We start from the raw sequence: 23,337 nt of genomic DNA, 5'->3' as shown, positions 1-23,337 counted from the left end.
TTAAAAGCTTCGCGAGCAAGCCCGCTCCCACAGTTGACCGCGTTTTTCCTGATGGATCGCGGTCGAATGTGGGAGCGGGCTTGCTCGCGAAGGCGGCGGTGAAAACACTACATCACTTCCCCTGGAACTCCGCCTCACGCTTGGCAATAAACGCCGCCATCCCTTCCTTCTGATCCTGCGTCGCAAACGCCGCATGGAACACCCGACGTTCAAAGCGCACGCCTTCCGACAGGCTCACTTCAAACGCGCGGTTGACGCTTTCCTTGACCATCATCGCAATCGGCAACGACTTCTTGGCGATCAACGCCGCGACTTTCAGCGCTTCTTCCAGCAATTCATCCGCCGGAACGATCCGCGCCACGATCCCGCAACGTTCCGCTTCCACCGCATCAATCAAACGCCCGCTCAGGCACATTTCCATGGCCTTGGCTTTACCGACGGCGCGAGTCAGGCGCTGGGTGCCGCCCATGCCCGGCAGCACGCCGAGGTTGATTTCCGGCTGACCGAACCTGGCGTTGTCGCCGGCCAGGATGAAGTCGCACATCAGCGCCAGTTCACAGCCACCGCCCAAGGCAAAACCGTTGACCGCGGCGATGATCGGCTTGCGGCGGTTGGCCACGCGATCACTGTCGCTGAACAGATCATCGAGGTAGATCTGCGGGTAGGTCAGCTCGGCCATTTCCTTGATGTCGGCACCGGCGGCGAAGGCTTTTTTCGAGCCGGTCAGCACGATGCAACCGATGTTGGAATCGGCTTCCAGGCCATCGAGGGCGTGGTTCAGTTCGCTGACGATCTGCGCGTTCAACGCGTTCAGCGCCTGCGGACGGTTGAGGGTGATCAGGCCAACACGGCCGTGGGTTTCCAGCAAAATCGTTTCGTAACTCATAAATAACTCCTGTCTTGCATAACGCTCGATCCCTGTAGGAGCTGCCGAAGGCTGCGATCTTTTGACTTTGATTTTTAAGATCAAAAGATCGCAGCCTTCGGCAGCTCCTACAGTGTTTTTTTAGAGACTGCGCGAAATGACCATGCGCTGAATATCGCTGGTGCCTTCGTAGATCTGGCACACCCGCACGTCGCGGTAGATCCGCTCCAGCGGAAAGTCGTTCAGGTAACCGTAACCGCCGAGGGTTTGCAACGCGGCGGAGCAGACCTTTTCGGCCATCTCCGAGGCGAACAGCTTGGCCATGGAGGCTTCGACCAGCGCCGGTTTGCCGCTGTCACGCAACGCCGCCGCGTAATGCACCATCTGCCGGGCCACGGCAATCTGAGTCGCCATGTCCGCCAGGCGGAACGCGACCGCTTGATGCTCGATGATCGGTTTGCCGAAACTTTCGCGCTCTCGGGCGTAATCCCGGGCCGCTTCGAACGCAGCGCGGGCCATGCCCACCGCTTGCGAGGCGATGCCAACGCGGCCGCCTTCGAGGTTGGCCAGGGCGATCCGGTAACCTTCACCCTCTTCGCCCAAGCGGTTGGCCACCGGCACTTTCACGTCTTCGAACAGAATCTGGCAGGTGTCGGACGCGTGCTGGCCGAGCTTGTCTTCGACGCGGGCGACTTTGTAGCCCGGCGAATCGGTGGGCACGATCAGCGCGGTGATCCCGCGTTTGCCGGCGCTCGGGTCGGTCACTGCAAACACGATCACCACCCCGGCGTTCTGCCCGGAGGTGATGAACTGCTTGCAGCCGTTCAGCACATAGTGATCGCCTTCGAGACGGGCGCGGGTTTTCAGGCCGCTGGCGTCGGAGCCGGCTTGAGGTTCGGTCAACGCGAAAGCACCGAGCATCGCACCGCTGGCCAACGGCTTGAGGAAGCGCTCTTTCTGATCGTCGTTGCCGTAGTTGAGGATCGGCACGCAACCCACCGAGTTGTGCACGCTCATGATGGTCGAGCAGGCGCCGTCACCGGCGGCGATTTCTTCCAGGGCCATGGCGTAGGCCAGGTAACCGGTGTCGCAACCGCCCCACTGTTCGGGGACCAACATGCCAAAGAAACCCAGCTCAGCCATCTCGCCGATGGCTTCCTTGGGAAAACGGTGCTCGCGGTCCCATTCGGCGGCGAACGGTTTCAGCCGTTCCTGGGCAAACTGCCGGGCCGCGTCGCTGATCTGAAGTTGTTCGTCATTGGGAATCATGGCAAATCCTTAAAAAATAAGCCTTCGTACAAATGCCTATATGTTGAAACGCGGGCCCTGTGGGAGCGGGCTTGCTCGCGAATGCGGTGTGTCATTCAGCATTAATGTCGACTGACACGGCCTCTTCGCGAGCAAACCCGCTCCCACAGGGGGATAGCGTCGGTTTCAATACAGGCATTCCACGGCCATCGCCGTGGCTTCACCGCCGCCAATGCAGATCGCCGCGACCCCGCGTTTCAGCCCTTTCTGGCGCAGGGCCGAGAGCAAGGTCACCAGGATCCGCGCGCCGGACGCACCGATCGGGTGCCCCAAGGCGCAGGCGCCGCCGTGCACGTTGAGCTTCTCATGGGGAATTTCCAGGTGGGTCATCGCTGCCATGCCGACCACGGCAAAGGCTTCGTTGACTTCGACCAGATCGACGTCGTTCAGTGACCAACCGGTTTTCTTCATCAGCTTCTTGATCGCGCCGATCGGAGCCACCGGGAACAGGCCCGGCGTGTCGGCGAATGCCGCGTGGCCATGAATCACCGCCAGTGGTTTGAGCCCACGTTTGTCGGCTTCGGAACGGCGCATCAGCACCAGTGCCGCTGCGCCATCTGAAATCGAACTGGAGTTCGCCGCTGTAACGGTACCGCCCTCACGGAACGCCGGTTTCAGCGAGGCGATCTTGTCCAGTCTGGCTTTCGGCGGCTGTTCGTCGTTGCTGATCAGGACCTGCTCCTTACCGACGGTCACGGTCAACGGCACGATTTCGTCCTTGAAGCTGCCGTCCTTGATCGCCTGCTGCGCGCGGGTGGTCGAAGCGATGGCAAACGCATCCTGCGCTTCGCGGCCGAAGCCGTTGGTTTCAGCGCAATCCTCGGCAAAAGTGCCCATCAGGCGACCTTTGTCGTAGGCGTCTTCCAGGCCATCGAGGAACATCGAATCGAGCACGCGACCGTGGCCCATGCGGTAACCGCTACGGGCGCGATCCAGCAGGTACGGCGCGTTGGACATGCTTTCCATGCCGCCGGCGACTACAACATCGGCGCTGCCGGCGACCAGCATGTCGTGGGCCAGGATGGCCGCTTCCATGCCCGAACCGCACATCTTGTTCAGGGTGGTGCAGCGGGTCGATTTATCCAGCCCGGCGCCCAGTGCAGCCTGACGTGCAGGGGCCTGGCCGAGGCCGGCGGGCAACACGCAGCCGAACAGCACTTCTTCAACCGCATCCGGTGCCACACCGGCACGTTCGACGGCGGCGCGAATCGCGGCAGCACCGAGTTGCGGCGCGGTCAGGCTTTTCAGTTCGCCCTGAAAACCGCCCATCGGCGTGCGGACGGCGCTGACGATAACGATTGGATCGTTGGAAAGGGTCATGACAAATCCTCCTTACTTGGCGGCCATGCGCAAGGCACCGTCGAGACGGATCACCTCGCCATTGAGCATGCTGTTTTCAATGATATGCCTGACCAGCGCGGCGTACTCACCCGGTTTGCCCAGACGCGGCGGAAACGGCACGCCGGCGGCCAGGGAGTCGCGGACTTCCGGGGTCATGCCGGCCATCATCGGCGTTTCGAAAATGCCCGGAGCGATGGTCATCACGCGGATGCCGAAGCGCGCCAGTTCACGGGCAGCGGGCAAGGTCAGGCTGACGATCGCGCCTTTGGACGCGGCATACGCGGCCTGGCCAATCTGGCCATCGTAGGCCGCAGCCGACGCAGTGTTGATGATAATCCCGCGCTCGCCATCGGCATCCGGCTCGGTTTCGGCGATGGCCGCCGACGCCAGACGCAGCATGTTGAAGCTGCCGATCAGGTTGACGTTGATTACCTGGCTGAAACTGGCCAGCGCGTGCGGGCCGTTCTTGCCGAGGATCTTCTCACCACGCACGATACCGGCGCAGTTGACCAGACCGTTGAGGCCACCGAAGGCTTTGACCGTGGCCTGCACCGCCGCCTCAGCTGCCGATTCGTTGCTGATGTCCGCGACCACGCTTTGCGCACCCAGACGTTCGGCCTGAGCTGCAACGGCGTCGGCGTTCATGTCCACCAGCATCACTTTGGCGCCGGCCGCGACCAGCATTTCAGCCGTGGCCGCGCCGAGCCCGGAGGCACCGCCGGTGACGAGAAAAACCTTGTTTTCGATCTGCATCATTGTTTCCTTGGATTCAAGCTGAAACGTTCTTCGCCGCGGCCTCTTGAGCCTTGGCGATTTCCTGGTTGCGCAAGATAAAGCGCTGCAATTTGCCGCTTGGAGTTTTCGGCAACTCGCTGACAAATTCGATTTCACGGGGGTACGAGTGCGCGGCCAGACGTTTGCGCACGTGTTGGCGCAGTTCTTCGGCCAGTTCGGGCGCGGCGCGGTATTGCGCACTGAGCACCACGAACGCTTTGACCAACTCGGTACGCTCCAGGTCGGGCTTGCCCACCACCGCCGCTTCGACCACGGCCGGGTGTTCGATCAACGCGCTTTCGACGTCGAACGGCCCGACGCGGTAGCCGGAGGTGGTGATGACGTCGTCACTGCGGCCGACAAAACTGATGCTGCCGTCCGGGTTCCACTCGACGGTGTCGCCGCTCAGGTAATAGTTGCCGACGAAGGCCTTGGTCGGTGCGCCTTCGTAACCGGCGAACCAGCACATCGGCGACTGGGTGCGGTCGATGGCCAGGATGCCGGGCTGGCCGACGCCGAGTTCCTTGTATTCGTCGTCCAGCACCACGATGCGGTGGCCCGGCGAGGCAAAACCGGCGGCGCCCATGTGGATCGGATGTTCGAGGCCGTGGTGGTTGCACAGGACCATGCCCAATTCGGTCTGGCCGTAATGGTCATGAATCACCACGTCGAGGTTGTCGGCGAACCAGCGGATCACTTCCGGGTTCAACGGCTCGCCGGCGCTGCTGACGATGCGCAGCTTGCCCTTGATCGACTTGGCGAACTCGTCGCCACCGGCAATCAACAGGCGATACGCGGTCGGTGAACCGGTGAGGTTGGTGATCCCGTATTTGTTGATCACCCGGCAAGTGCTTTCGAGGGTGAACGGGCCATCGTAAAAGGTGATCGGATGCCCCATCGCCATCGGCCCGGTGACGCCGAAATAGATGCCATAGGCCCAGCCCGGATCGGCGACGTTCCAGAACGCGTCTTCCGGGCGCAGGTCCACGGCGTCACGGGTGTAGCTCTGGAAGGCGACGATGGCCTTGAGCGGCACGGACAACGCTTTTGACGGGCCGGTGGTGCCCGAGGTGAACATCAGCAGGAACGGGTCTTCGCCGGTCAGCAGCACCGGTTCGCACTCGGGGGAATAGTTGGCCAGTTCGGCCCAGAAACTGAAATCGCCCCGGACGATGCCCTGACCTTTCGGGCCGCCGACAGTGACGATGGTCGGGCAATCGGCGACTTCAGCGAGTTTGGCGCGGTTGACCGCGTCGGTGACCACCATTTTTGCGCCAGAGCAGCTCAGGCGGTGTTCAATGGCTTTGGGGCCGAACGCGGTGAACAGCGGCTGATACACCGCGCCGATGCGCCACGTGGCGAACACGGTGATCAATAATTCGATATTTCGCGGCAGGAGGCCGGCGACCTTGTCGCCTTTCTTCACACCTTGGGCGAGCAGAAAATTGGCGAAACGCGCGGCTTTGTCCTGCAGGTCGCTGAAGGTGTACGTCGCGCTGGCGCCGTCGCGGCCTTCCCAGAACAACGCGATGCGACCTGGCAACGCATGTCGGTCGCAACACTCGACGCAGGCGTTGAGGGCCATCAAATCCCCCGCGAGTGCGGCGTCGACGGTGTGCTGATAATTGAACTGTGACGTGGCAGACAAGTAATCGCGCATTGCCAGAATCCCTCTGTATTTTTATTAGGTTGGGGGAACCGTAATCAACAGGGGAATAGTCGCTCTGCGCGGGGGGTGGGGCAATGGTCAAAGCTATCAAGTTGTTTGACTGGTTTGGCCAAGGTTCAGGAGGTGTGGTGCCTGTAATGGCCTCTTCGCGAGCAAGCCCGCTCCCACAGGGAAATGCATTCCAAATGTGGGAGCGGGCTTGCTCGCGAAGAGGCCGGCTGCCTCAATACAAAATCCGGATCAGTCAGCTTCGGTCAGAATCAAACTCCGATAATGCCCCGGATTCGACCCCGACCACTTGCGAAACGCCTTGTAGAACGAACTCGCATCGGCAAACCCCAGCCGCGTGGCGATCTCGGCGAAGCTGATACTCGGTTCAGCCAGCCAGACGATGGCCAATTCCTTGCGCACGCTGTCCTTGAGCCCCTGATACGTCTGCCCCTCCTCCGCCAGCCGTCGACGCAAAGTCGACGCCGACATGCACAATTGCTGTGCCAGCGGCTCGGTTTCCGGCCAGTGTTCGGCCGGCAGTTGCCGCAGATCCTGCTTGATGCGGCTGGCCAGGCTCTGCGGATCGCGGTACTTGACCAGAATGTTCGCCGGCGCATGGGCCAGGAATCGCTTGAGTTCTTCAGCGCTGCGCTTGATCGGCAAATCCAGGCAATCGGCCGAGAAGATCATCCGGGTGCGCGGCCGGTCGAACCGCAGGTTTTCAGAGAACATCACCTGATAGTCATCACAAAAATCCGGCGCCGGGCAACGCAACTCGATGGCCAGAATCGGAATTCGTCGCCCCGCCAGCCAGCAGGCAACGCCGTGCACGATCATCCAGTAGGTGAAATAGGTAAAGGCGCGACGCGGGTCATGGTCGTCCTCCAGCAGCACGATCTCCGCGAGGCTTTGCTGGCGAACCAACTGCGCGGGCAGGTGCTCGAGCATCAACGACAGAAACCCCAGCCCCGAGGTCAGGCCGGCGGCGAGGCTCGGTTGGACCATGGAGCAGCGGCATAGAAACGCCAGACTGCCGGATTTGAGCTTGCGCGGGTCCATGCCAAAAAACTCATCGTCACGACGTCGGGCCAGCAGACGCCACAAGCGAGCATAAGCCGTGGCCGGGACGCGGGCGTCGGAGGTTTCGAGCAATGCCGGATCGATGCCGACCTTGTTCAACACCTCGTCGGTGGCGGCGCCCGGGGCGCAACTTTGCAACAGCGCTTCACGCACCAGTTGAATGGAAATGGTGTCTTTTTCCGACATTGAGCGAGGTGAGCCGTGTTGTTTAATGGTGGGCATATTAGCGCAGCCTACAGCCCGACGCAGACCCCTTGTGGGAGCGGGCTTGCTCGCGAAAGCGGTGTGTCAGTCAACATCAATGGTGGCTGACCGGGCCCCTTCGCGAGCAAGCCCGCTCCCACAGGGTATGAGGTGATCTTCAGGGTTGTTCAGCTTAGGTTCAGGTAAATGTCAATGATTGCCATTTGGGAATGAGTGTCATTATGTTACAAATTAGCACCCTATCTAATTCCGAGACGGTGCTGAATGCTTGTCCCTTTTCTGATCATGTTGCGCGAAGGTATTGAAGCTGCATTGATCGTTGGCATCATCGCCAGCTACCTCAAGCAAACCGGTCGCGGCCAGTGGATGCCCGCCGTGTGGATCGGCGTGTTTCTCGCTGCTGCCCTGGCCCTGCTGGTGGGCGGAGGCCTGGAGCTGGTCAGCGCCGAATTCCCGCAGAAACAACAGGAACTGTTTGAAGGCATCGTCGGCCTGGTCGCCGTCGGCATCCTCAGTTCCATGGTGTTCTGGATGCGCAAGGTGGCGCGTTCGATCAAGCATTCGCTGCACGACTCCCTCGATCACGCGTTGACCGGTTCCAGACACCAGGTCACCGCGCTGATCGCCATGGTGTTTTTCGCCGTCGCCCGGGAAGGCCTGGAAACGGTGTTCTTCCTGCTCGCGGTGTTCCAGCAAAGCGAAGGCCCCGGCGCACCGATCGGTGCCCTGCTCGGGCTGATCCTGGCGATCATCGTCGGTTTCCTGATCTACACCGGCAGCATGCGCCTGAACCTCGGCGTGTTCTTTCGCTGGACCGGCCTGTTCATCCTCGTGGTGGCCGCCGGCATTCTCGCCAACTCGGTGCAGGCGCTGCATGAAGCCGGGGTCTGGAATCACCTGCAAACCGTGCTGTTCGACTTCAGCGCCACGCTGCCTATGGACGGCCCGCTGGGTTCGGTGCTGGCCGGCATGTTCGGTTATCAGGACGCGCCGACCGTCAGCACCCTCGGTGCCTGGTTGATTTATCTGGTGGTGGCGCTGGTGATGTTTTTTCTCCCGGCTCCGCCTGGCCCCTGTAGGAGCGAGCTTGCTCGCGATGGTCGTTAACGATAACGCGTGAAACCAGATGCCCGGCGGCGTCTGTGGGTTTTTCGCGAGCGAGCTCGCTCCTACAGGGGGCATGCGCTAACGCATTTATTTCCAGTCAGTAAGGGCACCCATGCCAAATCAAGCCCCTCCTCAGGCCTCCCCTCCCCGCGCCTTGCGCTGGGCGGTGGCCGGTTCGGTGATCGTGATGATCGCCGCCGGTGGCCTGTTCTACTACGCCTCGAAAATGGCCGCGGCCAAGCGTCAGAGCAACCATGACGAAGTGCTGGTGACCATTCACCCGCACAGCTGCGAGCCGAATGCGCTGACGGTGCCGGCCGGTCGCGCCAGTTTCCGCATCGTCAACCGCTCGGACCGCGCCGTTGAATGGGAAATCCTCGACGGTGTGCTGGTGGTCGAAGAACGGGAAAACATCGCGCCCGGCCTGAGCCAGGTGATCAACGCCAACCTGTTGCCCGGCGATTATGCGATCACCTGCGGCCTGTTGAGCAATCCCCGCGGCACCCTGCACGTAACGCCTACCGCGGCTTCCGATGCCGCCGCCAAAGCCAAGCCGTCGATGGTGGCTTTCGTCGGGCCGTTGTCGGAGTTCCGCGTTTACCTGAGCAGCCAAAGCACCGCGCTGATCAAAGCCGTCACCGCGCTTGAACAAGCCATCGAAGCCGGCGACCTGAGTCAGGCGCAAGCGTTGTACGTCCCGGCCCGCAGCGCCTATCAACGCATTGCCCCGGCTGCACAGCGTCTCGCTGAACTGGACAACACGATCAATGCCCGTGCCGATTACTTTGAAAAACGCGAGCAGGATCCGGGCTTCAGCGGTTTCCATCGCCTCGAATATGCGCTGTTCCAGCAACGCACCCTCGACGGCCTGACACCGGTCGCCCAGCGTCTGCTGACCGACGTCACCACGCTCAAACAACAACTGCTCGCCCAATCGCTGCCGCCGGAACAACTGGTCAGCATCGTCGTGCGCAATCTCAACAACCTGAGTGACGTGCGCGCCAGCAGCGGCGAAGAAGAACGCTACAGCCACACCGACCTGAACGGTTTCGCCGGCAATCTCTTTGCTGCCCGCAAAGTCGTCGACCTGTTGCGTCCGCTGCTGACCAAATCCGCCGCCGAACTGCTGCCGACCCTCGACAGCGCCGTCGCCAGCCTCGATGCCGAACTCAACGGCTTCAAGGTCGAGAACAGCTACGCGAGCTACGACAGCGTCAGCGCCGAACAGCGTAAACAGATCGCCGACAAGGCCAAGGCGCTGGCCGACGCACTCGACGGAATCGATCCCGCCCTTGGCCTTTCCGGCCTCTAGCAGAAGACGAACTTCAGATGAACGATTCAGAGCAATTCAACCTTCAGCGGCGCCGGGTATTAATGGGCATGGGCGCCGCCGGCGTGGCCCTGGCCGGTTCGGCATTGAGCTGCCCGGCCATGGCCGCCAGCCCCGCGCAAGTCACCGAAGCGCCGAGCAGCGACAAGACCGAGGACCGCCACGATTACCAAGGCCGGCACCAGAGCGGCATCGTCACCCCGCGCCCCGCGTCCGGCATGCTGGTGTCGTTCGATGTGTTGGCCAGCGACCGCGAAGACCTGGAGCGGCTGTTCCGCAGGCTCAACGAGCGCATCGCGTTCCTGAGGAAGGGCGGCCCGGTGGCGCAGGTCGATCCGAAACTGCCACCGGTGGATTCAGGGATTCTTGGCCCGATGGTCACGCCGGACAACCTGACCATCACCGTGTCGGTGGGTGAATCGTTGTTCGACGAGCGCTTCGGCCTGGCCGGCGCCAAACCGAAACGGCTGAGCCGCATGGTCGGTTTTCCCAATGATGCGCTGGAAGCCGATTGCTGCCACGGCGACCTGAGCTTGCAGTTCTGCGCCAACACCACCGACACCAACATCCATGCCCTGCGCGACATTGTGAAAAACCTGCCGGACCTGCTGCTGGTGCGCTGGAAACAGGAAGGCAGCGTGCCGCCGCAAGCACCGGCGAAACCCGGTGTGCCGGCGCAGAGTGCGCGCAATTTTCTGGGTTTTCGCGACGGCTCGGCCAACCCCGACTCCAACGACGCCAAGGCCATGGACAGCATCGTCTGGGTCCAGCCCGGCAGCGACGAACCGGCATGGGCAGCGAATGGCAGCTATCAAGCAGTGCGGATCATCCGCAACTTCGTCGAACGCTGGGACCGCACGCCGTTGCAGGAGCAGGAACGCATCCTCGGCCGGGTCAAAAGCACCGGCGCGCCCATGGGCGGTGCCCATGAAACCGAGGTTCCGGATTACGCCAAAGACCTCGAAGGAAAACTGACCAAACTCGATGCGCACATCCGTCTGGCCAACCCGCGTACTGCCGCGAGTCAGGCCAGCCTGATCCTGCGTCGGCCGTTCAACTATTCCAACGGCGTGAACAAGAACGGTCAGCTGGACATGGGTTTGTTGTTCATCTGCTACCAGGCCGATCTGGAAAAAGGCTTTATCACTGTGCAAACCCGACTCAACGGCGAACCGCTTGAGGAATACCTCAAACCGGTCGGCGGCGGGTACTTCTTCACCCTGCCGGGTGTGAGGGGCGATCAGGATTTCATCGGTCGCTCGCTGCTTGACGCCACACAACCCAAAGCCATCGCATAACCAACCCCCAACACGGAACCGTCCCATGCAAAAGTCGCCATTCGCGATACTGCTGACCCTAGGTTTGCTCAACACCCCGTTTTCGGCTTTCGCGGCGACGGCGCCGCTGGAACTGGTGGGGCCAATCTCGGACTACAAGATCTACGTCACCGAACAACTGGACGAACTGGCCAGCCATACTCAGAAATTCACCGACGCGGTAAAGAAAGGTGACCTGGCCACCGCGCAAAAGCTCTACGCGCCGACCCGTGTTTACTACGAATCGATCGAGCCGATCGCCGAGCTGTTCAGTGACCTCGACGCGTCCATCGACTCCCGTGTCGACGACCACGAAAAAGGCGTGAAGGCCGAAGACTTCACCGGGTTCCACCGCATCGAATATTCGCTGTTCTCCGAGAAGAGCACCAAGGGTCTGGGCGAGTTGGCTGACGGTTTGAACAAAGACGTCAAAGACCTGCAAACCCGCGTGGCCGGCCTGACCTTCCCGCCTGAGAAAGTGGTGGGCGGCGCTGCGGCGTTGCTGGAAGAAGTCGCGGCGACCAAGATCTCCGGTGAAGAAGATCGCTACAGCCACACCGATCTTTACGACTTCCAGGGCAACATCGACGGCGCGAAGAAAATCGTCGACCTGTTCCGTCCGCAGATCGAGAAGCAGGACGCGGCGTTCATTGCCAAGGTCGACAAGAACTTTGCGGCTGTGAACAAGACACTGGCCATGTACAAAACCAAGGAGGGTGGTTTTGAGACTTATGACAAGGTGAAAGACAGCGACCGTAAAGCGCTGGTCGGGCCGGTGAATACGTTGGCTGAAGACTTGTCGACGTTGCGTGGGAAGCTTGGATTGAACTGATTTTTGTAGCGTTTGAGCAGGCCTCTTCGCGGGCAAGCCTCGCTCCTACAGAGGTATGCGATCCCCTGTGGGAGCGGGCTTGCTCGCGAAGGCATTTTCAGCCTCAACACATCTCCCTCCTGCTAACATCCCCCGCCAATAACAAAAGATCACGGAAGACTCACCCATGTCCGCCCCAACCTTCGACCTGCGCCCGCTCATGGTCGCCAACATGGCCTGCACCATGGCGATGATGGCGTTCGTCTCTTTGATCGGGCCCATCGCCCGGGTATTGGGCCTGGCCACCTGGCAGGCCGGTGCGGCGGTGACGGTGTCCGGGGTGATCTGGATGGTGCTGGCGCGTCCGTGGGGTCAGGCCAGCGACCGCTTCGGGCGGCGGCGGATTCTGTTGCTCGGCACGGCAGGATTCACCCTCGCCTATTGGGCCTTGTGCCTGTTCATCGACACTTCGTTGCGATTCCTGCCGTCGGCGCTGCTGGCGTTTATCGGGCTGATGCTCGGGCGCGGGCTGATCGGCGCGTTCTACGCGGCGATCCCGGTGGGCTGCAATGCGTTGATTGCCGACAACGTCGAACCGCAACACCGGGCCAAAGCCATGGCCGCATTGGGCGCTGCCAACGCCTGCGGGCTGGTGATCGGCCCGGCGATCGCAGCCTTGCTGTCCCGATACAGCCTGAGTCTGCCGTTCTACGCCATGGCTTTTTTACCGTTGTTGGCGTTCCTCGTGCTGCGTTACAAGCTCAAGGCTCAGGAGCTGCATTTGCGCCAGGCACCGCGCAAGGTTCACCTGAATGATCCACGGCTGCGCCGGCCCATGGCCGTGGCGTTCGTGGCGATGCTGTGCGTGTCTATCGCCCAGATCACCGTTGGCTTTTTTGCCCTCGACCGACTCGGCATGAGCCCGGCCGACGCCGCGCAAACGGCCGGTATTGCCCTGACCATGGTCGGTTTCGCGTTGATCTGTTCGCAATTGGTTGTGCGTCGACTGGAGTGGCCGCCGCTGCGATTGATTCGGGGCGGCGCGGTGGTGGCTGCGCTGGGCTTTTTCGGCACCGTCATTGCCGACACCGCGTGGGGCTTGTGGTTGTGCTTCTTTGTCTCGGCGGGCGGCATGGGCCTGATTTTCCCGTCCTTCGCCGCACTGGCCGCCAATGCGGTCGAGGCCTCGGAGCAAGGCGCGACCGCCGGTTCCATCGGCGCCGCTCAAGGGTTCGGCGTGGTGATCGGACCCTTGGCCGCCACGCTGATCTACGGCATCGAACCGCGCTTGCCGTATCTGGTGGCCGCTGCGTTGCTGCTGCTGGTGGCCCTGTGGCCAGGGCCCCGGCAGCGTCAGGCTTTATAGAATGCGATAGAGCAAGCGTTCAATGCGCACGCGACTGACGCGTTTGAGAAACTTGGCCACGCCCGCCGGGTAATCCGGCAGGGCTTCCAGATCCTGATAGCGCTCGATTCGCGTGGTGTGCTGGAAAATCTCCGCCAGCTCGCTGCGACGCGGCGCCAGCAACTCCCCTTTCGGATCATCAATCAGCAACGCGTTTTCCAGATCGAGGCGGAACGCTCGCGGGTTGAGGTTGTTGCCGGTCAGCAAGGTGTAGCGCTGATCGACCCACATGCCTTTGAGGTGATAGGTGTTATCGCCGTCCTTCCACAGGTGCAGGTTCAACTGACCACTGTCGACGCTGCGATGATGACGCTTGGCGAAGCGCCGCAGGCTGATCTCGTAGAGATACGGCAATGCCGCGATCACTTTGAACGGCTCGCTCGGCGGAATGTAGAAGTCGTTCGCCGTCTTGTCGCCAACCACGATGTCGATCTTCACGCCCCGCGCCAACGCCCGGTTGATTTCCCGGGTCACCGCCAGCGGCAGGTTGAAGTACGGCGTGCAGATCGTCAGTTGATGCTGGGCACTGGCGATCAACTCGCAGATCACCCGGCTCAACGGGTTGTTCTTGCCCACCCCGAGCAACGGGCTGACTGACAAACCGTCCTTGACCGTGCTGCCCGTCGTAGTGTCGTACGCGGCGTGCTTGAGGCGGCTGCGCAGGTCGCCGATGTCGTTACGCAGGCTGCGAGTGGTCGGCAGGTTCGGCAAATCGAGACGGTGCACTGCTTTGGAGGCGACCAGGCCGTGCTGGACCAGGTGCTGCATCGAATCGGCCAAAGCGCTGTTCTGCAGCAGGTGGTAGCGGTCGTAGCGGTATTTGTCGAACTTGTGCAGGTAGACGTTGTTGAGACTCGCGCCGCTGTAGATCACGCAGTCATCGATCACGAAGCCTTTCAAATGCAGCACGCCGAACAGCTCACGGGTCTGCACCGGCACGCCGTACACCGGCACAACGCTTTCGTGGGTGCGCGTGGTTTCCTGATACCACGCCGAGTTGCCCGGCTGCTTGCCGGCACCGATCAAGCCGCGCTGGGCGCGCAACCAGTCGACGACCACCACCACGTCCAGTTCCGGACGCGCCAGTTTGGCTGCGTGCAAGGCATCGAGAATTTCCTGGCCGGCTTCATCCTGTTGCAGGTACAGCGCGACGATGTAGATGCGCCGGGTCGCTGCGGCGATTTTTTCCAGCAGGCAACGACGAAACTCGGCAGCGCCAGAAAGGATGGTGACGGCATCGGCGGTCAGCGGAAAACTGCGCAGTTTGGGCAGCAGAGAGCGTTTGAAAAGCGACGGCATAGGGCTCGCAATGGGTCGAAATCCGGAGAGTTTGAGAGCTTACACCATCGATTCGCTTGGGTCTTGCTGGTGTCTTTGAGTGCCCCTTCGCGAGCAAGCCCGCTCCCACAGGGGGAACGCATTTCAAATGTGGGAGCGGGCTTGCTCGCGAAGGCGATTTCATTAACGCCACAAATACTCGCTTGACCAAGGAGAACGATCGTTCTACTGTCAGCAACATGAACGAAATCACTAGCAACGAAACCCGCGACATCATTCTGGATGTCACCGAAAAGTTGATCTACAAAAGTGGCATCGCTGCCACCGGCATGGATCTTCTGGTGAAAACTGCCGGCGTCTCCAGAAAAAGTATTTACCGCTACTTCGCCAACAAAGAGGAGCTGACCGTCGCGGCGCTGCAACGGCGCGACGTGCGCTGGATGCACTGGTACAGAGGCGCCGTCGACCAGGCCGAAACCCCGGCCGATCGCCTGCTCAACCTGTTTACCGTGCTCAAGGCCTGGTTTGCCTCGGAAGGCTTTCGTGGCTGCGCCTTCATCAACACCAGCGGTGAGACCGGCGACCCGCATGATCCGGTTCGCCTGGTCGCCAAAGAACACAAACAGAAGCTGCTCGACTACGTGCGCGAACTCTGCACCGAACAGGGCGCCCATGATCCGGAGACGCTGGCCAAACAGCTGCTGATCCTGATCGACGGTGCCATTACCGTGGCGCTTGTCATGGGTGATCACAGTGCCGCCGATAATGCGCAATGCATGGCGCGAAAGTTATTGGACCTGTAACACGTTAACCAAGCCCGACAACTTGCCTGAACTTTAATTTGACAGGGAGACTGTAAATGCCTAACGCCGAAGTTCGTCCGCCATTGCCGCCCTTCACCCGTGAATCGGCCATCGAGAAAGTTCGTCTCGCCGAAGACGGATGGAACGCTCGTGACCCGGAACGTGTGTCCCTCGCGTACACCCTGGACACCCAGTGGCGTAACCGCGCCGAATTCGCCTACAACCGCGAAGAAGCCAAAGGTTTCCTGACGCGCAAATGGGCCAAGGAACTGGACTATCGGTTGATCAAGGAACTCTGGGCCTTCACCGACAACCGCATCGCCGTGCGCTACGCCTATGAATGGCACGACGACTCGGGCAACTGGTTCCGTTCCTACGGCAACGAAAACTGGGAGTTCGACGAGAACGGTTTGATGGCCAACCGGTTCGCCAGCATAAACGACATGCCGATCAAGGAAAGCGACCGCAAGTTCCACTGGCCGCTGGGTCGTCGGCCGGATGATTATCCAAGCCTGTCCGACCTCGGTCTATAAGCTCACCGAGATCAAATGTGGGAGCGACGGTGCGGCGATCCGACTTGCTCGCGAAAGCGGCTTAACATTCAACATCTTAGTTGACTGACACACCGCCTTCGCGAGCAAGCCCGCTCCCACAAGGGGTTTTGTGGTGTTCAGGCGACTTCGGCTTGTTTCACGCTGGCCTGCGCTTCAAGCTCTCGCACCAACGGCAACACCCGCTTGCCGAAATACTCCACCTCTTCCTGAAAGTGCAGGAACCCTGCCAGCACCAGATCCACACCCACCGCTTTCAACGCCACAATCCGTTCGGCAATCTGTAGCGGTGTGCCAATCAGGTTGGTCTTGAAGCCGTCGTTGTACTGCACCAGATCTTCGAACGTCGATTTAGCCCAGTTGCCCTCGCCTTCGGGGGACGCCCTGCCCGCCTGCTTCGCCGCATCGCCAAAGGCATTCACCGCGTCCGGATCGGCCTGATCGATGATCTGCGCCAGCACCGCTCGCGCCTCTTCTTCGGTGTCGCGGGCGATGACAAACGCGTTCACCCCGACTTTCACCGAATGACTGTTCGCGGTTGCCTTGGCCCGGATATCGTCGACTTGCGCCTTGATGCCTTCAGGGGTATTGCCGTTGGTGAAGTACCAGTCCGACACCCGCGCCGCCATGTCTCGCGCCGCGCGGGAGCTGCCGCCCTGGAAGATTTCCGGTTGGCCCAGCGGTTTCGGTTTGAGGCTGTAATTGTCGAAGCGGTAGAAGTCACCGCGAAAGGTGAAGTTGTCCACGCTCCAGATGCCCTTGAGCGAGCGGATGAACTCTTCGGAACGACGATAGCGCTCATCGTGTTCCAGCCAGTGTTCGCCGATCGCCTGGAATTCACCTTTGAACCAGCCGCTGACGATGTTCACCGCGACCCGGCCGCTAGTCAGCTGATCGATAGTTGCCAGTTGCTTGGCTGCCAGCGCGGGCTGCCAAGGACCGGGCAGGATCGCTGCGATCACTTTCAACTTCGTCGTGGCGGCCAGCAGTGCGTGGCTGAAGGCAACCGACTCATGCTGGTACTCGGCACCGTAACCGGCGGTGAAGCGGATCTGCGTCAGGGCATATTCGAACCCTGCCTCTTCGGCCAGTTGCGCCAGTTTGCGGTTGTAGTCGATGCCCCAGTGGGTGCGTTGCTCGATCTTGCTGACCACCAGCCCGCCGCTGACGTTCGGTACCCAGTAGGCAAATTTGACGGCTTGCTGACTCATTGGCGTGTCCTCGGGACTTTAGGAGTGTCCTTGGGTGAGAGCAGCAACCGTGCCAGTGCCTGACACGACTGTCTTGAGCCTAACGAGAACCCCTGTGGGAGCGGGCTTGCTCGCGAAAGCGGTATGTCAGCCAACAAAGATGTTGAATGTTCAACCGCTTTCGCGAGCAAGCCCGCTCCCACAATGATTGGGGTGTGTCAGGGCAATTTGCTGCGCAGCTGTTGGTCCAGCAACAGTTCAAGCGGCATCTGAATCCCTACACCTCAGCAAATCCTGACTGCCTCTACCCGGCATGGACCGTGCAATCCCCCTCGGCACTAACTGCCGATCCAAGGAACTGCTCCCATGACCGAACACCAGGTAATCAATCCGCTGTCCATTGGCACTGACTATGAAGCGCTGGCCGCAAAGTTCCGGCCTGTTTTCCAGCGCATTGCCGCCGGGGCCGTTGAGCGCGAGCAGTCGCGCAGCCTGCCTTACGAACCGATTCAATGGCTCAAGGAAGCCGGTTTTGGCGCGGTGCGCGTGCCGGTCGAGTACGGGGGCGGCGGTGCATCCCTGCCACAGTTGTTTGAGCTGCTGATTGAACTGGCGGAAGCCGATTCCAACGTGCCGCAAGCCCTGCGCGGGCATTTCGCGTTTGCCGAGGACCGCTTGAACGCCACGCCGGGACCGGCCCGGGATCTCTGGTTCAAACGCTTCGTCGAGGGTGACATTGTCGGTTGCGCCTGGACCGAAATCGGCAGCGTGGCCATCGGCGACGTGATCACCAAAGTCACGCCCCATGGCGACCGCTGGCGGCTCAACGGTGAGAAGTTCTACAGCACCGGCAGCCTGTTTTCTGACTGGATCGATGTCTACGCCCAGCGCAGTGACACCGGTGGCGACGTGATTGCGGCGGTGCGCACACGGCAACCGGGCATCGTGCAAAGCGATGACTGGGACGGTTTCGGCCAGCGCACCACCGGCAGCGGCACGTCGCGGTTTATCGATGCCGAGGTGGACGCCGAAAACGTCATCGACTTCGCCACCCGCTTCAAGTATCAGACCGCGTTTTATCAACTCGTATTGCTCGCGACGCTCACCGGGATCGGTCGCGCCGCGTTGCGTGATGTGGCGCATCAGGTGCGCGAGCGCAAACGTATTTACAGCCATGGCAACGCACCGCGCGCCAGTGAGGATGCGCAGGTTCAGCAGGTGGTCGGGGAAGTGGCGGCGTGGGTGTACGCCGCCGAGGCTAGCGCTTTGAAGGCCGCGCAACCGGCGCAACGGGCTTATCTGGCGCGGTTTTCGGGGGATGAGGCGCTGGAACGGGCAGCGAATGTCGCCGCCGAAATCGAATCGGCGAAAGCGCAGGTGGTGGTTTCGGAGTTGATTCAGCGGGCCACCTCCGAGCTGTTCAATGCGCTGGGGGCGTCGGATATTCGCGAAGGTAAATCCCTTGATCGGCATTGGCGCAATGCGCGGACCGTGTCGTCGCACAATCCGGTGATCTACAAGGCGCGGATTGTCGGGGATTGGGAGATTAACGGGGCTGAGCCGCCGTTTGTGTGGCAGATCGGGAATGGGCCTGCCTTCAAGTGATGTGTCGTCACGGCTGACGCCTTCGCGAGCAAGCCCGCTCCCACATTTGAAATGCGTTCCCCCTGTGGGAGCGGGCTTGCCCGCGAAGAGGCCAGACAGGTCGCCGCAGAAGTTGGATATAGGTAAGATATCGGCCCTTCCCGCAGCCACTTGCTGCACCCCGCCGAATAAGCCGATTCCATGCCTTTCGAACTCAGCGTTGACCTCACCACCCTGGCCATTCTGGCCGTTGTCGCCTTCATTGCCGGTTTCATCGACGCCATTGCCGGCGGCGGTGGGCTGTTGACCACGCCGGCGCTGCTGACCGCCGGCCTGCCGCCGCATCTGGTGCTGGGCACCAACAAACTCAGTTCGACCTTCGGCTCGGCCACCGCCAGTTTCACCTTCTACCGACGCAAGCTGTTCCATCCCCGGCAGTGGGTGCACGCCATCGTCGGTACGCTGGTCGGTGCGTTGACCGGTGCGGTGGTTGCGCATTACCTGCCCGCCGAATGGCTGAACAAAATGCTGCCGGTGATTGTGTTCGCCTGCGGCATTTATCTGTTGTTTGGCGGTACGCCAAAAGCGCCGCTGGACAGCAACGCACCGATCAGGAAAAAGTGGCAATCGACCCAAGGCTTCAGCCTCGGTTTTTACGACGGCGTGGCCGGCCCCGGTACTGGCGCGTTCTGGACCGTGAGCAGCCTGCTGATGTACCCCATCGACCTGGTGAAGGCCAGCGGCGTGGCCCGCAGCATGAACTTCGTTAGCAACATCGCAGCGCTGTCGGTGTTCATCTTTTCCGGGCAAGTGGACTGGATCATCGGCCTGTGCATGGGCCTGTCGGTGATGGTCGGTGCATTCTTCGGCGCCCGCTCCGCCATCAGCGGCGGAGCCAAGTTCATTCGTCCGGTGTTCATCACCGTGGTGCTGGGCCTGACCGTGCGGCTAGCCTGGCAACACTGGTTCAGCGTGGCCTAAACGCCGCGCCACATAGACGTCGATCAGGTAGCGGGCAATCGAGCGTGACGCCGGCAACGGCGGCAGCTCGTGCACGTTGAACCACCGGGCGTCCTCGATCTCGTCTTCCTGGCACACAATCTCGCCACCGGCGTACTCGGCGTGAAAGCCGAGCATCATCGAGTGCGGGAATGGCCAGCACTGGCTGCCCATGTACTGGATGTTCTTGACCTCGATCTGCACTTCCTCGCGAACCTCACGAATCAGGCAGTCTTCGGCCGACTCGCCCGGCTCGGCAAATCCCGCCAGCGTGCTGTAGATCCCGGTGACAAAACGCGGTGAACGCGCCAGCAGGACTTCATCGCCACGGGTGATCAGCACGATCATGCTCGGCGAAATGCGCGGGTAATAACGCAGGTCGCACGGTTCGCAGTACATCGCCCGTTCCCGGATGACTTGCTGCGTGGCTTGTCCGCAATTGCCGCAAAAGCGGTGCTCACGGGCCCAGGTGCCGATCTGCGCGGCATAACCCAGCACCTTGTAAACGGCGTGATCACCGTCGAGCATGAACGCCCGCAGGCCTTTCCAGTTGCAGCCCGACACTTCGCTGTGACTGCGCAGCTCCAGCAGATACACCGGCTCGCCATCCAGGTGGCCGATGCCATGTTCGGCGAGAATCGACAGGTCCTGACGCTTGAGCCATTCACGCGGGAACAGCGCGCCATTGTCATCGAACAGAAAGCCTTCAGGGCTGCGCGCAACGGCCCAGCCGCCCGGCTGATCGGTGTCCAGTACTGCGGTGGTCCAGCGTGAAGTCATTTTTCAATCAATCCAGAAATTCGGGTTTCTGTTTGCTCATATGGGCGGCCATGGCCACGCGCAAATCAGTGGATTGCAGCATGGCGGCGTTCCAGGTGGCGACATATTCGAGGCCGTCGTCGATGCGATGGTCGCGCATGTAGCTGATCATCTCTTTGGTGCCGGTGATCGCAATCGGCGACTTGCTGGCGATCTCGCGGGCAATGCCCATGACGCCGTCGAGCAGGCTGGCGGTGTCGCTGTAGACGCGATTGACCAGGCCCATGCCACGCGCTTCCTCGGCGCCGAACGAGCGACCAGTGTAAGCCAGTTCACGCAGCATGCCGTCACCGATGATCCGCGGCAAGCGCTGCAATGTGCCGACGTCGGCGGCCATGCCGATGTCGATTTCCTTGATCGAGAATTGCGCATCTTCAGCGGCGTAACGCATGTCGCAGGCGGCAATCAGGTCGATCGCGCCACCCAGGCAATAACCCTGAATCGCCGCCAGCACCGGCTTACGGCAATTGTCGACGGCATTGAAGGAGGCTTGCAGCGCCAGAATCTTGCGTCGCAGCAGGCGCGCGTTGCGGCCAACGTCCTTGCCCAGCTCATTGGCCACGCCGGCCAGCATCATCAGGTCGATGCCGGACGAGAAATGTTTGCCGGCGCCACTGAGCACCACCACCCGCACTTCGTCGGTGTCGTCGATCCACTGGAAGATCTCGATGATCTCGCTCCAGAACGCGGCGTTCATCGAATTGATCTTTTCCGGGCGATTGATTTGCACATGGGCGATTTTATCGGCCAGTTCGACAGTGAACGCAGTGTACTCAGACATGGCAGTGATCCTTTACCGGGCAAAAAAGAGGCCCGAACTATAACAAGGCATCCCGTTCGGCAGTAAGGCAGCGGTTCGGCCAAAAGCAGGACCGCTGAGCGCACTACGATGGTGCGCAAAACGTACAGCGCTGGCACATTCGTGTGAAAGTCAGATTACTTTTTGGGGCTCGTTCGCGGAAAAACATGCCCTTCGTCGGAGCGTTCAAGCGCTATTCATGGACGTTCGTACCTCTTTGAACCGATTGTCGAACATTTTCCTCACCGCTCTAAGTTCTGGCCTAGACTCCTTTTCGCGGGGTAGAACCGGCCGGTCACAAAGTGCAAAAAAAATCTAAACTTTTGCGGTTTTGGGTCGGTCTTCTGAAAGGTAAGTGCGTTGCGACTGGTGCAATCCTTGCAACGACCTCTCCAGCCATACTGCTTCAGCGCATGGGAAGCCTTTGCTTGCCACTGCGTGGCGCGTTTGCGCTCGGCCACAGGAATTGGCCACGAACGGACCTGAGAATTAGATCAACAACACGGGAGATTCATATGATCAGTGCGGGTTTAGATGTCCAGGGAGAACGTGCTCATCAGCAGGTCGGCGAATCGAGCGTCGTCAGTGCCCCAACTGCCCAATCGATCAGCGTTCCGAGCACCAAGACGTTGACGCCGGTGTCCATTCAGAATCCCAATCGAAAGAAAGTCCTGTTCGTGACCTCGGAAATCGCCGACCTGGTGAAGACCGGTGGTCTGGGCGACGTCTCGGCAGCACTGCCCCGGGCCATGGCGCAATTGCACGATGTGCGTGTGTTGATCCCCGGTTACCCGCAAGTGCTGAACAGCGAAAACCCGATTCATGTCATTGGTGAGCTGGGCGGTCACGCCGCATTGCCCCCCTGCAAGATCGGCCGCATGGACATGCCCGACGGTCTGGTCATTTACGTGTTGATCTGCCCTGAACTCTACGAGCGCGAAGGGTCGCCCTACGGCGCAAACAACGGTCGCGACTGGCCGGACAACCATATCCGCTTCGCCCGCCTGGGCCTGGCGGCTGCCGATATCGCCGCCAACCTCGCCCAGATTCACTGGTGCCCGGAGCTGGTGCACGCCCATGACTGGCCCGCCGGCCTGGCGCCTGCGTACATGCACTGGCGTGGGCAGCGCACCCCGACGCTGTTCACCATTCACAACCTCGCTTATCAAGGCGTGACCAGTCTCGGGTCCTGCCCGGAGCTGGGCATTCCCGCGCATGCCCTGCAACAGGAAGGCATGGAGTTCTACGGCAAGATGTCGTTCCTCAAGGCCGGCATGGCTTATTCGAGCCACATCACCACGGTCAGCGCCACCTACGCCCAGGAAATCACCACGCCGGCCTTCGGCTGTGGCCTCGACGGCTTTCTCGCCGCCAAGACCCAGCAGGGCCTGCTCAGCGGCATTCCCAATGGCATTGATGAAAGCTGGGACGCCGCCACCGACTCGCACCTGTTCCACCAATTCAGCATCGGTGACTGGGAAGGTAAAGCGGTCAACGCGGCGCACGTGCGCGACCTGTTCGGCCTGGACGATTCAGAAGGCCCGCTGTTTGCCGTGGTCTCGCGTCTGGTCTACCAGAAAGGCCTGGACCTGACCGAAGCCGTGTCCGAGTACATCGTCAAATCAGGTGGCCAGATCGCGATCATCGGCCGTGGCGAACCGGAAGAAGAACAAGCCATGCGCGAGCTGGCCCTGCGTTTCCCCGGGCAGATTGGTGTACGCATCGGTTTCAACGAAACGGACGCCCGCCGTATGTTCGCCGGCAGCGATTTCCTGCTGATGCCGTCCCGTTATGAACCGTGCGGCCTGAGCCAGATGTACGCCCAGCGCTTCGGTTCGTTGCCGGTGGCCCGCAACACCGGAGGTCTGGCCGACACCATCGAAAACGGCGTGACCGGTTTCCTGTTCGACGAATCCACCGTAGAGAGTTATCAGGAAGCCTTGAGCCGGGCCTTCAAGGTGTTTGCCTATCCCGACCTGCTCAACGCCATGCGCTGCCGCGCCATGGCTGCGCCGTTCAACTGGTGCAAAGCGGTCGAACCCTACGCCGAACTCTATGAACAGCTGGTGGCTAAAGCACTGGGGAAATCGAACAGACAGTAAGAGGTTTTTCA

The 23,337-nt window shown here is 61.0% G+C and carries 20 protein-coding genes; 10 read left to right on the top strand and 10 right to left on the bottom strand.

What is annotated here, in order from left to right:
* Nucleotides 1-112: 112 nt before the first annotated feature.
* From ACA073_RS13045 to ACA073_RS13020, 6 genes are all read right to left on the bottom strand, one after another.
* Nucleotides 113-886, bottom strand: coding sequence for an enoyl-CoA hydratase (locus ACA073_RS13045; protein WP_131062141.1), 774 nt, complete (start codon nt 884-886; stop codon nt 113-115).
* Nucleotides 887-1,006: 120 nt separating this feature from the next.
* The gene (locus tag ACA073_RS13040) at nt 1,007-2,134 is read right to left on the bottom strand and encodes an acyl-CoA dehydrogenase (protein WP_461950359.1); all 1,128 of its coding nucleotides are present in this window, start codon (nt 2,132-2,134) and stop codon (nt 1,007-1,009) included.
* A 165-nt stretch (nt 2,135-2,299) separates the two neighbouring features.
* Nucleotides 2,300-3,493, bottom strand: coding sequence for an acetyl-CoA C-acyltransferase (locus tag ACA073_RS13035; protein WP_497396650.1), 1,194 nt, complete (start codon nt 3,491-3,493; stop codon nt 2,300-2,302).
* Between the two features lie 12 nt (nt 3,494-3,505).
* Nucleotides 3,506-4,267 carry an SDR family NAD(P)-dependent oxidoreductase gene (locus tag ACA073_RS13030; RefSeq protein WP_497396648.1) on the bottom strand — a complete coding sequence of 254 codons (762 nt, stop codon included), beginning with the start codon at nt 4,265-4,267 and terminating at the stop codon, nt 3,506-3,508.
* 16 nt (nt 4,268-4,283) lie between these two features.
* The gene (locus ACA073_RS13025; protein ID WP_497396646.1) at nt 4,284-5,948 is read right to left on the bottom strand and encodes an AMP-binding protein; all 1,665 of its coding nucleotides are present in this window, start codon (nt 5,946-5,948) and stop codon (nt 4,284-4,286) included.
* A 249-nt stretch (nt 5,949-6,197) separates the two neighbouring features.
* The gene (locus ACA073_RS13020) at nt 6,198-7,214 is read right to left on the bottom strand and encodes an AraC family transcriptional regulator (RefSeq protein WP_497404085.1); all 1,017 of its coding nucleotides are present in this window, start codon (nt 7,212-7,214) and stop codon (nt 6,198-6,200) included.
* Nucleotides 7,215-7,496: 282 nt separating this feature from the next.
* Between ACA073_RS13020 and efeU the strand changes: the two genes are divergently transcribed.
* From efeU to ACA073_RS12995, 5 genes are all read left to right on the top strand, one after another.
* On the top strand, nt 7,497-8,339 hold the full coding sequence (gene efeU / locus ACA073_RS13015) for an iron uptake transporter permease EfeU (RefSeq protein ID WP_497403943.1): 843 nt from the start codon (nt 7,497-7,499) through the stop codon (nt 8,337-8,339).
* 112 nt (nt 8,340-8,451) lie between these two features.
* Nucleotides 8,452-9,651 (top strand): iron uptake system protein EfeO, encoded by a 1,200-nt coding sequence (efeO, locus tag ACA073_RS13010; RefSeq protein ID WP_497403941.1) that lies wholly within the window; start codon nt 8,452-8,454, stop codon nt 9,649-9,651.
* Between the two features lie 17 nt (nt 9,652-9,668).
* Complete coding sequence (gene efeB / locus ACA073_RS13005) at nt 9,669-10,967, top strand: iron uptake transporter deferrochelatase/peroxidase subunit (protein ID WP_497403939.1); 1,299 nt, start codon at nt 9,669-9,671, stop codon at nt 10,965-10,967.
* A 25-nt stretch (nt 10,968-10,992) separates the two neighbouring features.
* On the top strand, nt 10,993-11,817 hold the full coding sequence (gene efeO / locus ACA073_RS13000) for an iron uptake system protein EfeO (RefSeq protein ID WP_497403937.1): 825 nt from the start codon (nt 10,993-10,995) through the stop codon (nt 11,815-11,817).
* Between the two features lie 166 nt (nt 11,818-11,983).
* Nucleotides 11,984-13,162, top strand: a complete 1,179-nt coding sequence (locus ACA073_RS12995) for an MFS transporter (RefSeq protein ID WP_497403935.1) — start codon at nt 11,984-11,986, stop codon at nt 13,160-13,162.
* Here ACA073_RS12995 and pssA read toward each other — a convergent pair.
* Complete coding sequence (gene pssA, locus ACA073_RS12990; RefSeq protein ID WP_497403933.1) at nt 13,157-14,500, bottom strand: CDP-diacylglycerol--serine O-phosphatidyltransferase; 1,344 nt, start codon at nt 14,498-14,500, stop codon at nt 13,157-13,159. The genes ACA073_RS12995 and pssA overlap by 6 nt on opposite strands.
* A 218-nt stretch (nt 14,501-14,718) precedes the next feature.
* On the opposite strand from pssA, the gene ACA073_RS12985 reads away from it, so the two are divergent.
* Together ACA073_RS12985 and ACA073_RS12980 are read left to right on the top strand one after the other, a co-directional pair.
* Entirely contained in the window at nt 14,719-15,282 is a 564-nt protein-coding gene (locus ACA073_RS12985) for a TetR/AcrR family transcriptional regulator (RefSeq protein WP_497403931.1), read from the top strand.
* A gap of 56 nt (nt 15,283-15,338) precedes the next feature.
* Nucleotides 15,339-15,815 (top strand): nuclear transport factor 2 family protein, encoded by a 477-nt coding sequence (locus ACA073_RS12980; protein WP_497403929.1) that lies wholly within the window; start codon nt 15,339-15,341, stop codon nt 15,813-15,815.
* Nucleotides 15,816-15,952: 137 nt separating this feature from the next.
* Here ACA073_RS12980 and sfnG read toward each other — a convergent pair whose 3' ends face one another.
* The gene (sfnG, locus tag ACA073_RS12975) at nt 15,953-17,044 is read right to left on the bottom strand and encodes a dimethylsulfone monooxygenase SfnG (RefSeq protein WP_497403928.1); all 1,092 of its coding nucleotides are present in this window, start codon (nt 17,042-17,044) and stop codon (nt 15,953-15,955) included.
* A 345-nt stretch (nt 17,045-17,389) separates the two neighbouring features.
* Between sfnG and ACA073_RS12970 the strand changes: the two genes are divergently transcribed.
* Together ACA073_RS12970 and ACA073_RS12965 are read left to right on the top strand one after the other, a co-directional pair.
* Nucleotides 17,390-18,628 (top strand): acyl-CoA dehydrogenase family protein, encoded by a 1,239-nt coding sequence (locus ACA073_RS12970; protein WP_497403926.1) that lies wholly within the window; start codon nt 17,390-17,392, stop codon nt 18,626-18,628.
* A gap of 180 nt (nt 18,629-18,808) precedes the next feature.
* A complete protein-coding gene (locus ACA073_RS12965) occupies nt 18,809-19,588 on the top strand; it encodes a TSUP family transporter (protein ID WP_497403924.1) in 780 nt (259 codons plus the stop codon).
* Here the strand turns inward: ACA073_RS12965 and nudC are convergent.
* Both nudC and ACA073_RS12955 read right to left on the bottom strand, forming a co-directional pair.
* Nucleotides 19,556-20,386: an NAD(+) diphosphatase gene (gene nudC, locus ACA073_RS12960; protein WP_497403922.1), complete on the bottom strand. Its 831-nt coding sequence runs from the start codon at nt 20,384-20,386 to the stop codon at nt 19,556-19,558. The two genes, ACA073_RS12965 and nudC, sit on opposite strands and share 33 nt — an antisense overlap.
* Nucleotides 20,387-20,393: 7 nt before the next feature.
* Nucleotides 20,394-21,206, bottom strand: a complete 813-nt coding sequence (locus ACA073_RS12955) for a crotonase/enoyl-CoA hydratase family protein (protein ID WP_497403920.1) — start codon at nt 21,204-21,206, stop codon at nt 20,394-20,396.
* Between the two features lie 533 nt (nt 21,207-21,739).
* On the opposite strand from ACA073_RS12955, the gene glgA reads away from it, so the two are divergent.
* On the top strand, nt 21,740-23,326 hold the full coding sequence (glgA, locus tag ACA073_RS12950) for a glycogen synthase GlgA (protein ID WP_497403918.1): 1,587 nt from the start codon (nt 21,740-21,742) through the stop codon (nt 23,324-23,326).
* Nucleotides 23,327-23,337 lie beyond the last annotated feature (11 nt).

It is taken from the genome of Pseudomonas sp. LBUM1670 (assembly GCF_059695695.1).
Note: the sequence above shows the minus strand (reverse complement) of the source record. Positions and strands in the feature narration are given on the sequence as shown.

Coding starts and splice junctions, on each gene's coding strand:
- nudC (WP_497403922.1), bottom strand. CDS start 20,386: ATGACTTCACGCTGGACCACCGCAGTACTGGACACCGATCAGCCGGGC.
- ACA073_RS12980 (WP_497403929.1), top strand. CDS start 15,339: ATGCCTAACGCCGAAGTTCGTCCGCCATTGCCGCCCTTCACCCGTGAA.
- ACA073_RS13035 (WP_497396650.1), bottom strand. CDS start 3,493: ATGACCCTTTCCAACGATCCAATCGTTATCGTCAGCGCCGTCCGCACG.
- ACA073_RS13020 (WP_497404085.1), bottom strand. CDS start 7,214: ATGTCGGAAAAAGACACCATTTCCATTCAACTGGTGCGTGAAGCGCTG.
- ACA073_RS12965 (WP_497403924.1), top strand. CDS start 18,809: ATGCCTTTCGAACTCAGCGTTGACCTCACCACCCTGGCCATTCTGGCC.
- ACA073_RS12970 (WP_497403926.1), top strand. CDS start 17,390: ATGACCGAACACCAGGTAATCAATCCGCTGTCCATTGGCACTGACTAT.
- ACA073_RS12995 (WP_497403935.1), top strand. CDS start 11,984: ATGTCCGCCCCAACCTTCGACCTGCGCCCGCTCATGGTCGCCAACATG.
- ACA073_RS13025 (WP_497396646.1), bottom strand. CDS start 5,948: ATGCGCGATTACTTGTCTGCCACGTCACAGTTCAATTATCAGCACACC.
- efeB (WP_497403939.1), top strand. CDS start 9,669: ATGAACGATTCAGAGCAATTCAACCTTCAGCGGCGCCGGGTATTAATG.
- efeO (WP_497403941.1), top strand. CDS start 8,452: ATGCCAAATCAAGCCCCTCCTCAGGCCTCCCCTCCCCGCGCCTTGCGC.
- ACA073_RS13040 (WP_461950359.1), bottom strand. CDS start 2,134: ATGATTCCCAATGACGAACAACTTCAGATCAGCGACGCGGCCCGGCAG.
- pssA (WP_497403933.1), bottom strand. CDS start 14,500: ATGCCGTCGCTTTTCAAACGCTCTCTGCTGCCCAAACTGCGCAGTTTT.
- ACA073_RS13030 (WP_497396648.1), bottom strand. CDS start 4,267: ATGCAGATCGAAAACAAGGTTTTTCTCGTCACCGGCGGTGCCTCCGGG.
- efeO (WP_497403937.1), top strand. CDS start 10,993: ATGCAAAAGTCGCCATTCGCGATACTGCTGACCCTAGGTTTGCTCAAC.
- sfnG (WP_497403928.1), bottom strand. CDS start 17,044: ATGAGTCAGCAAGCCGTCAAATTTGCCTACTGGGTACCGAACGTCAGC.
- efeU (WP_497403943.1), top strand. CDS start 7,497: ATGCTTGTCCCTTTTCTGATCATGTTGCGCGAAGGTATTGAAGCTGCA.
- ACA073_RS12985 (WP_497403931.1), top strand. CDS start 14,719: ATGAACGAAATCACTAGCAACGAAACCCGCGACATCATTCTGGATGTC.
- glgA (WP_497403918.1), top strand. CDS start 21,740: ATGATCAGTGCGGGTTTAGATGTCCAGGGAGAACGTGCTCATCAGCAG.
- ACA073_RS12955 (WP_497403920.1), bottom strand. CDS start 21,206: ATGTCTGAGTACACTGCGTTCACTGTCGAACTGGCCGATAAAATCGCC.
- ACA073_RS13045 (WP_131062141.1), bottom strand. CDS start 886: ATGAGTTACGAAACGATTTTGCTGGAAACCCACGGCCGTGTTGGCCTG.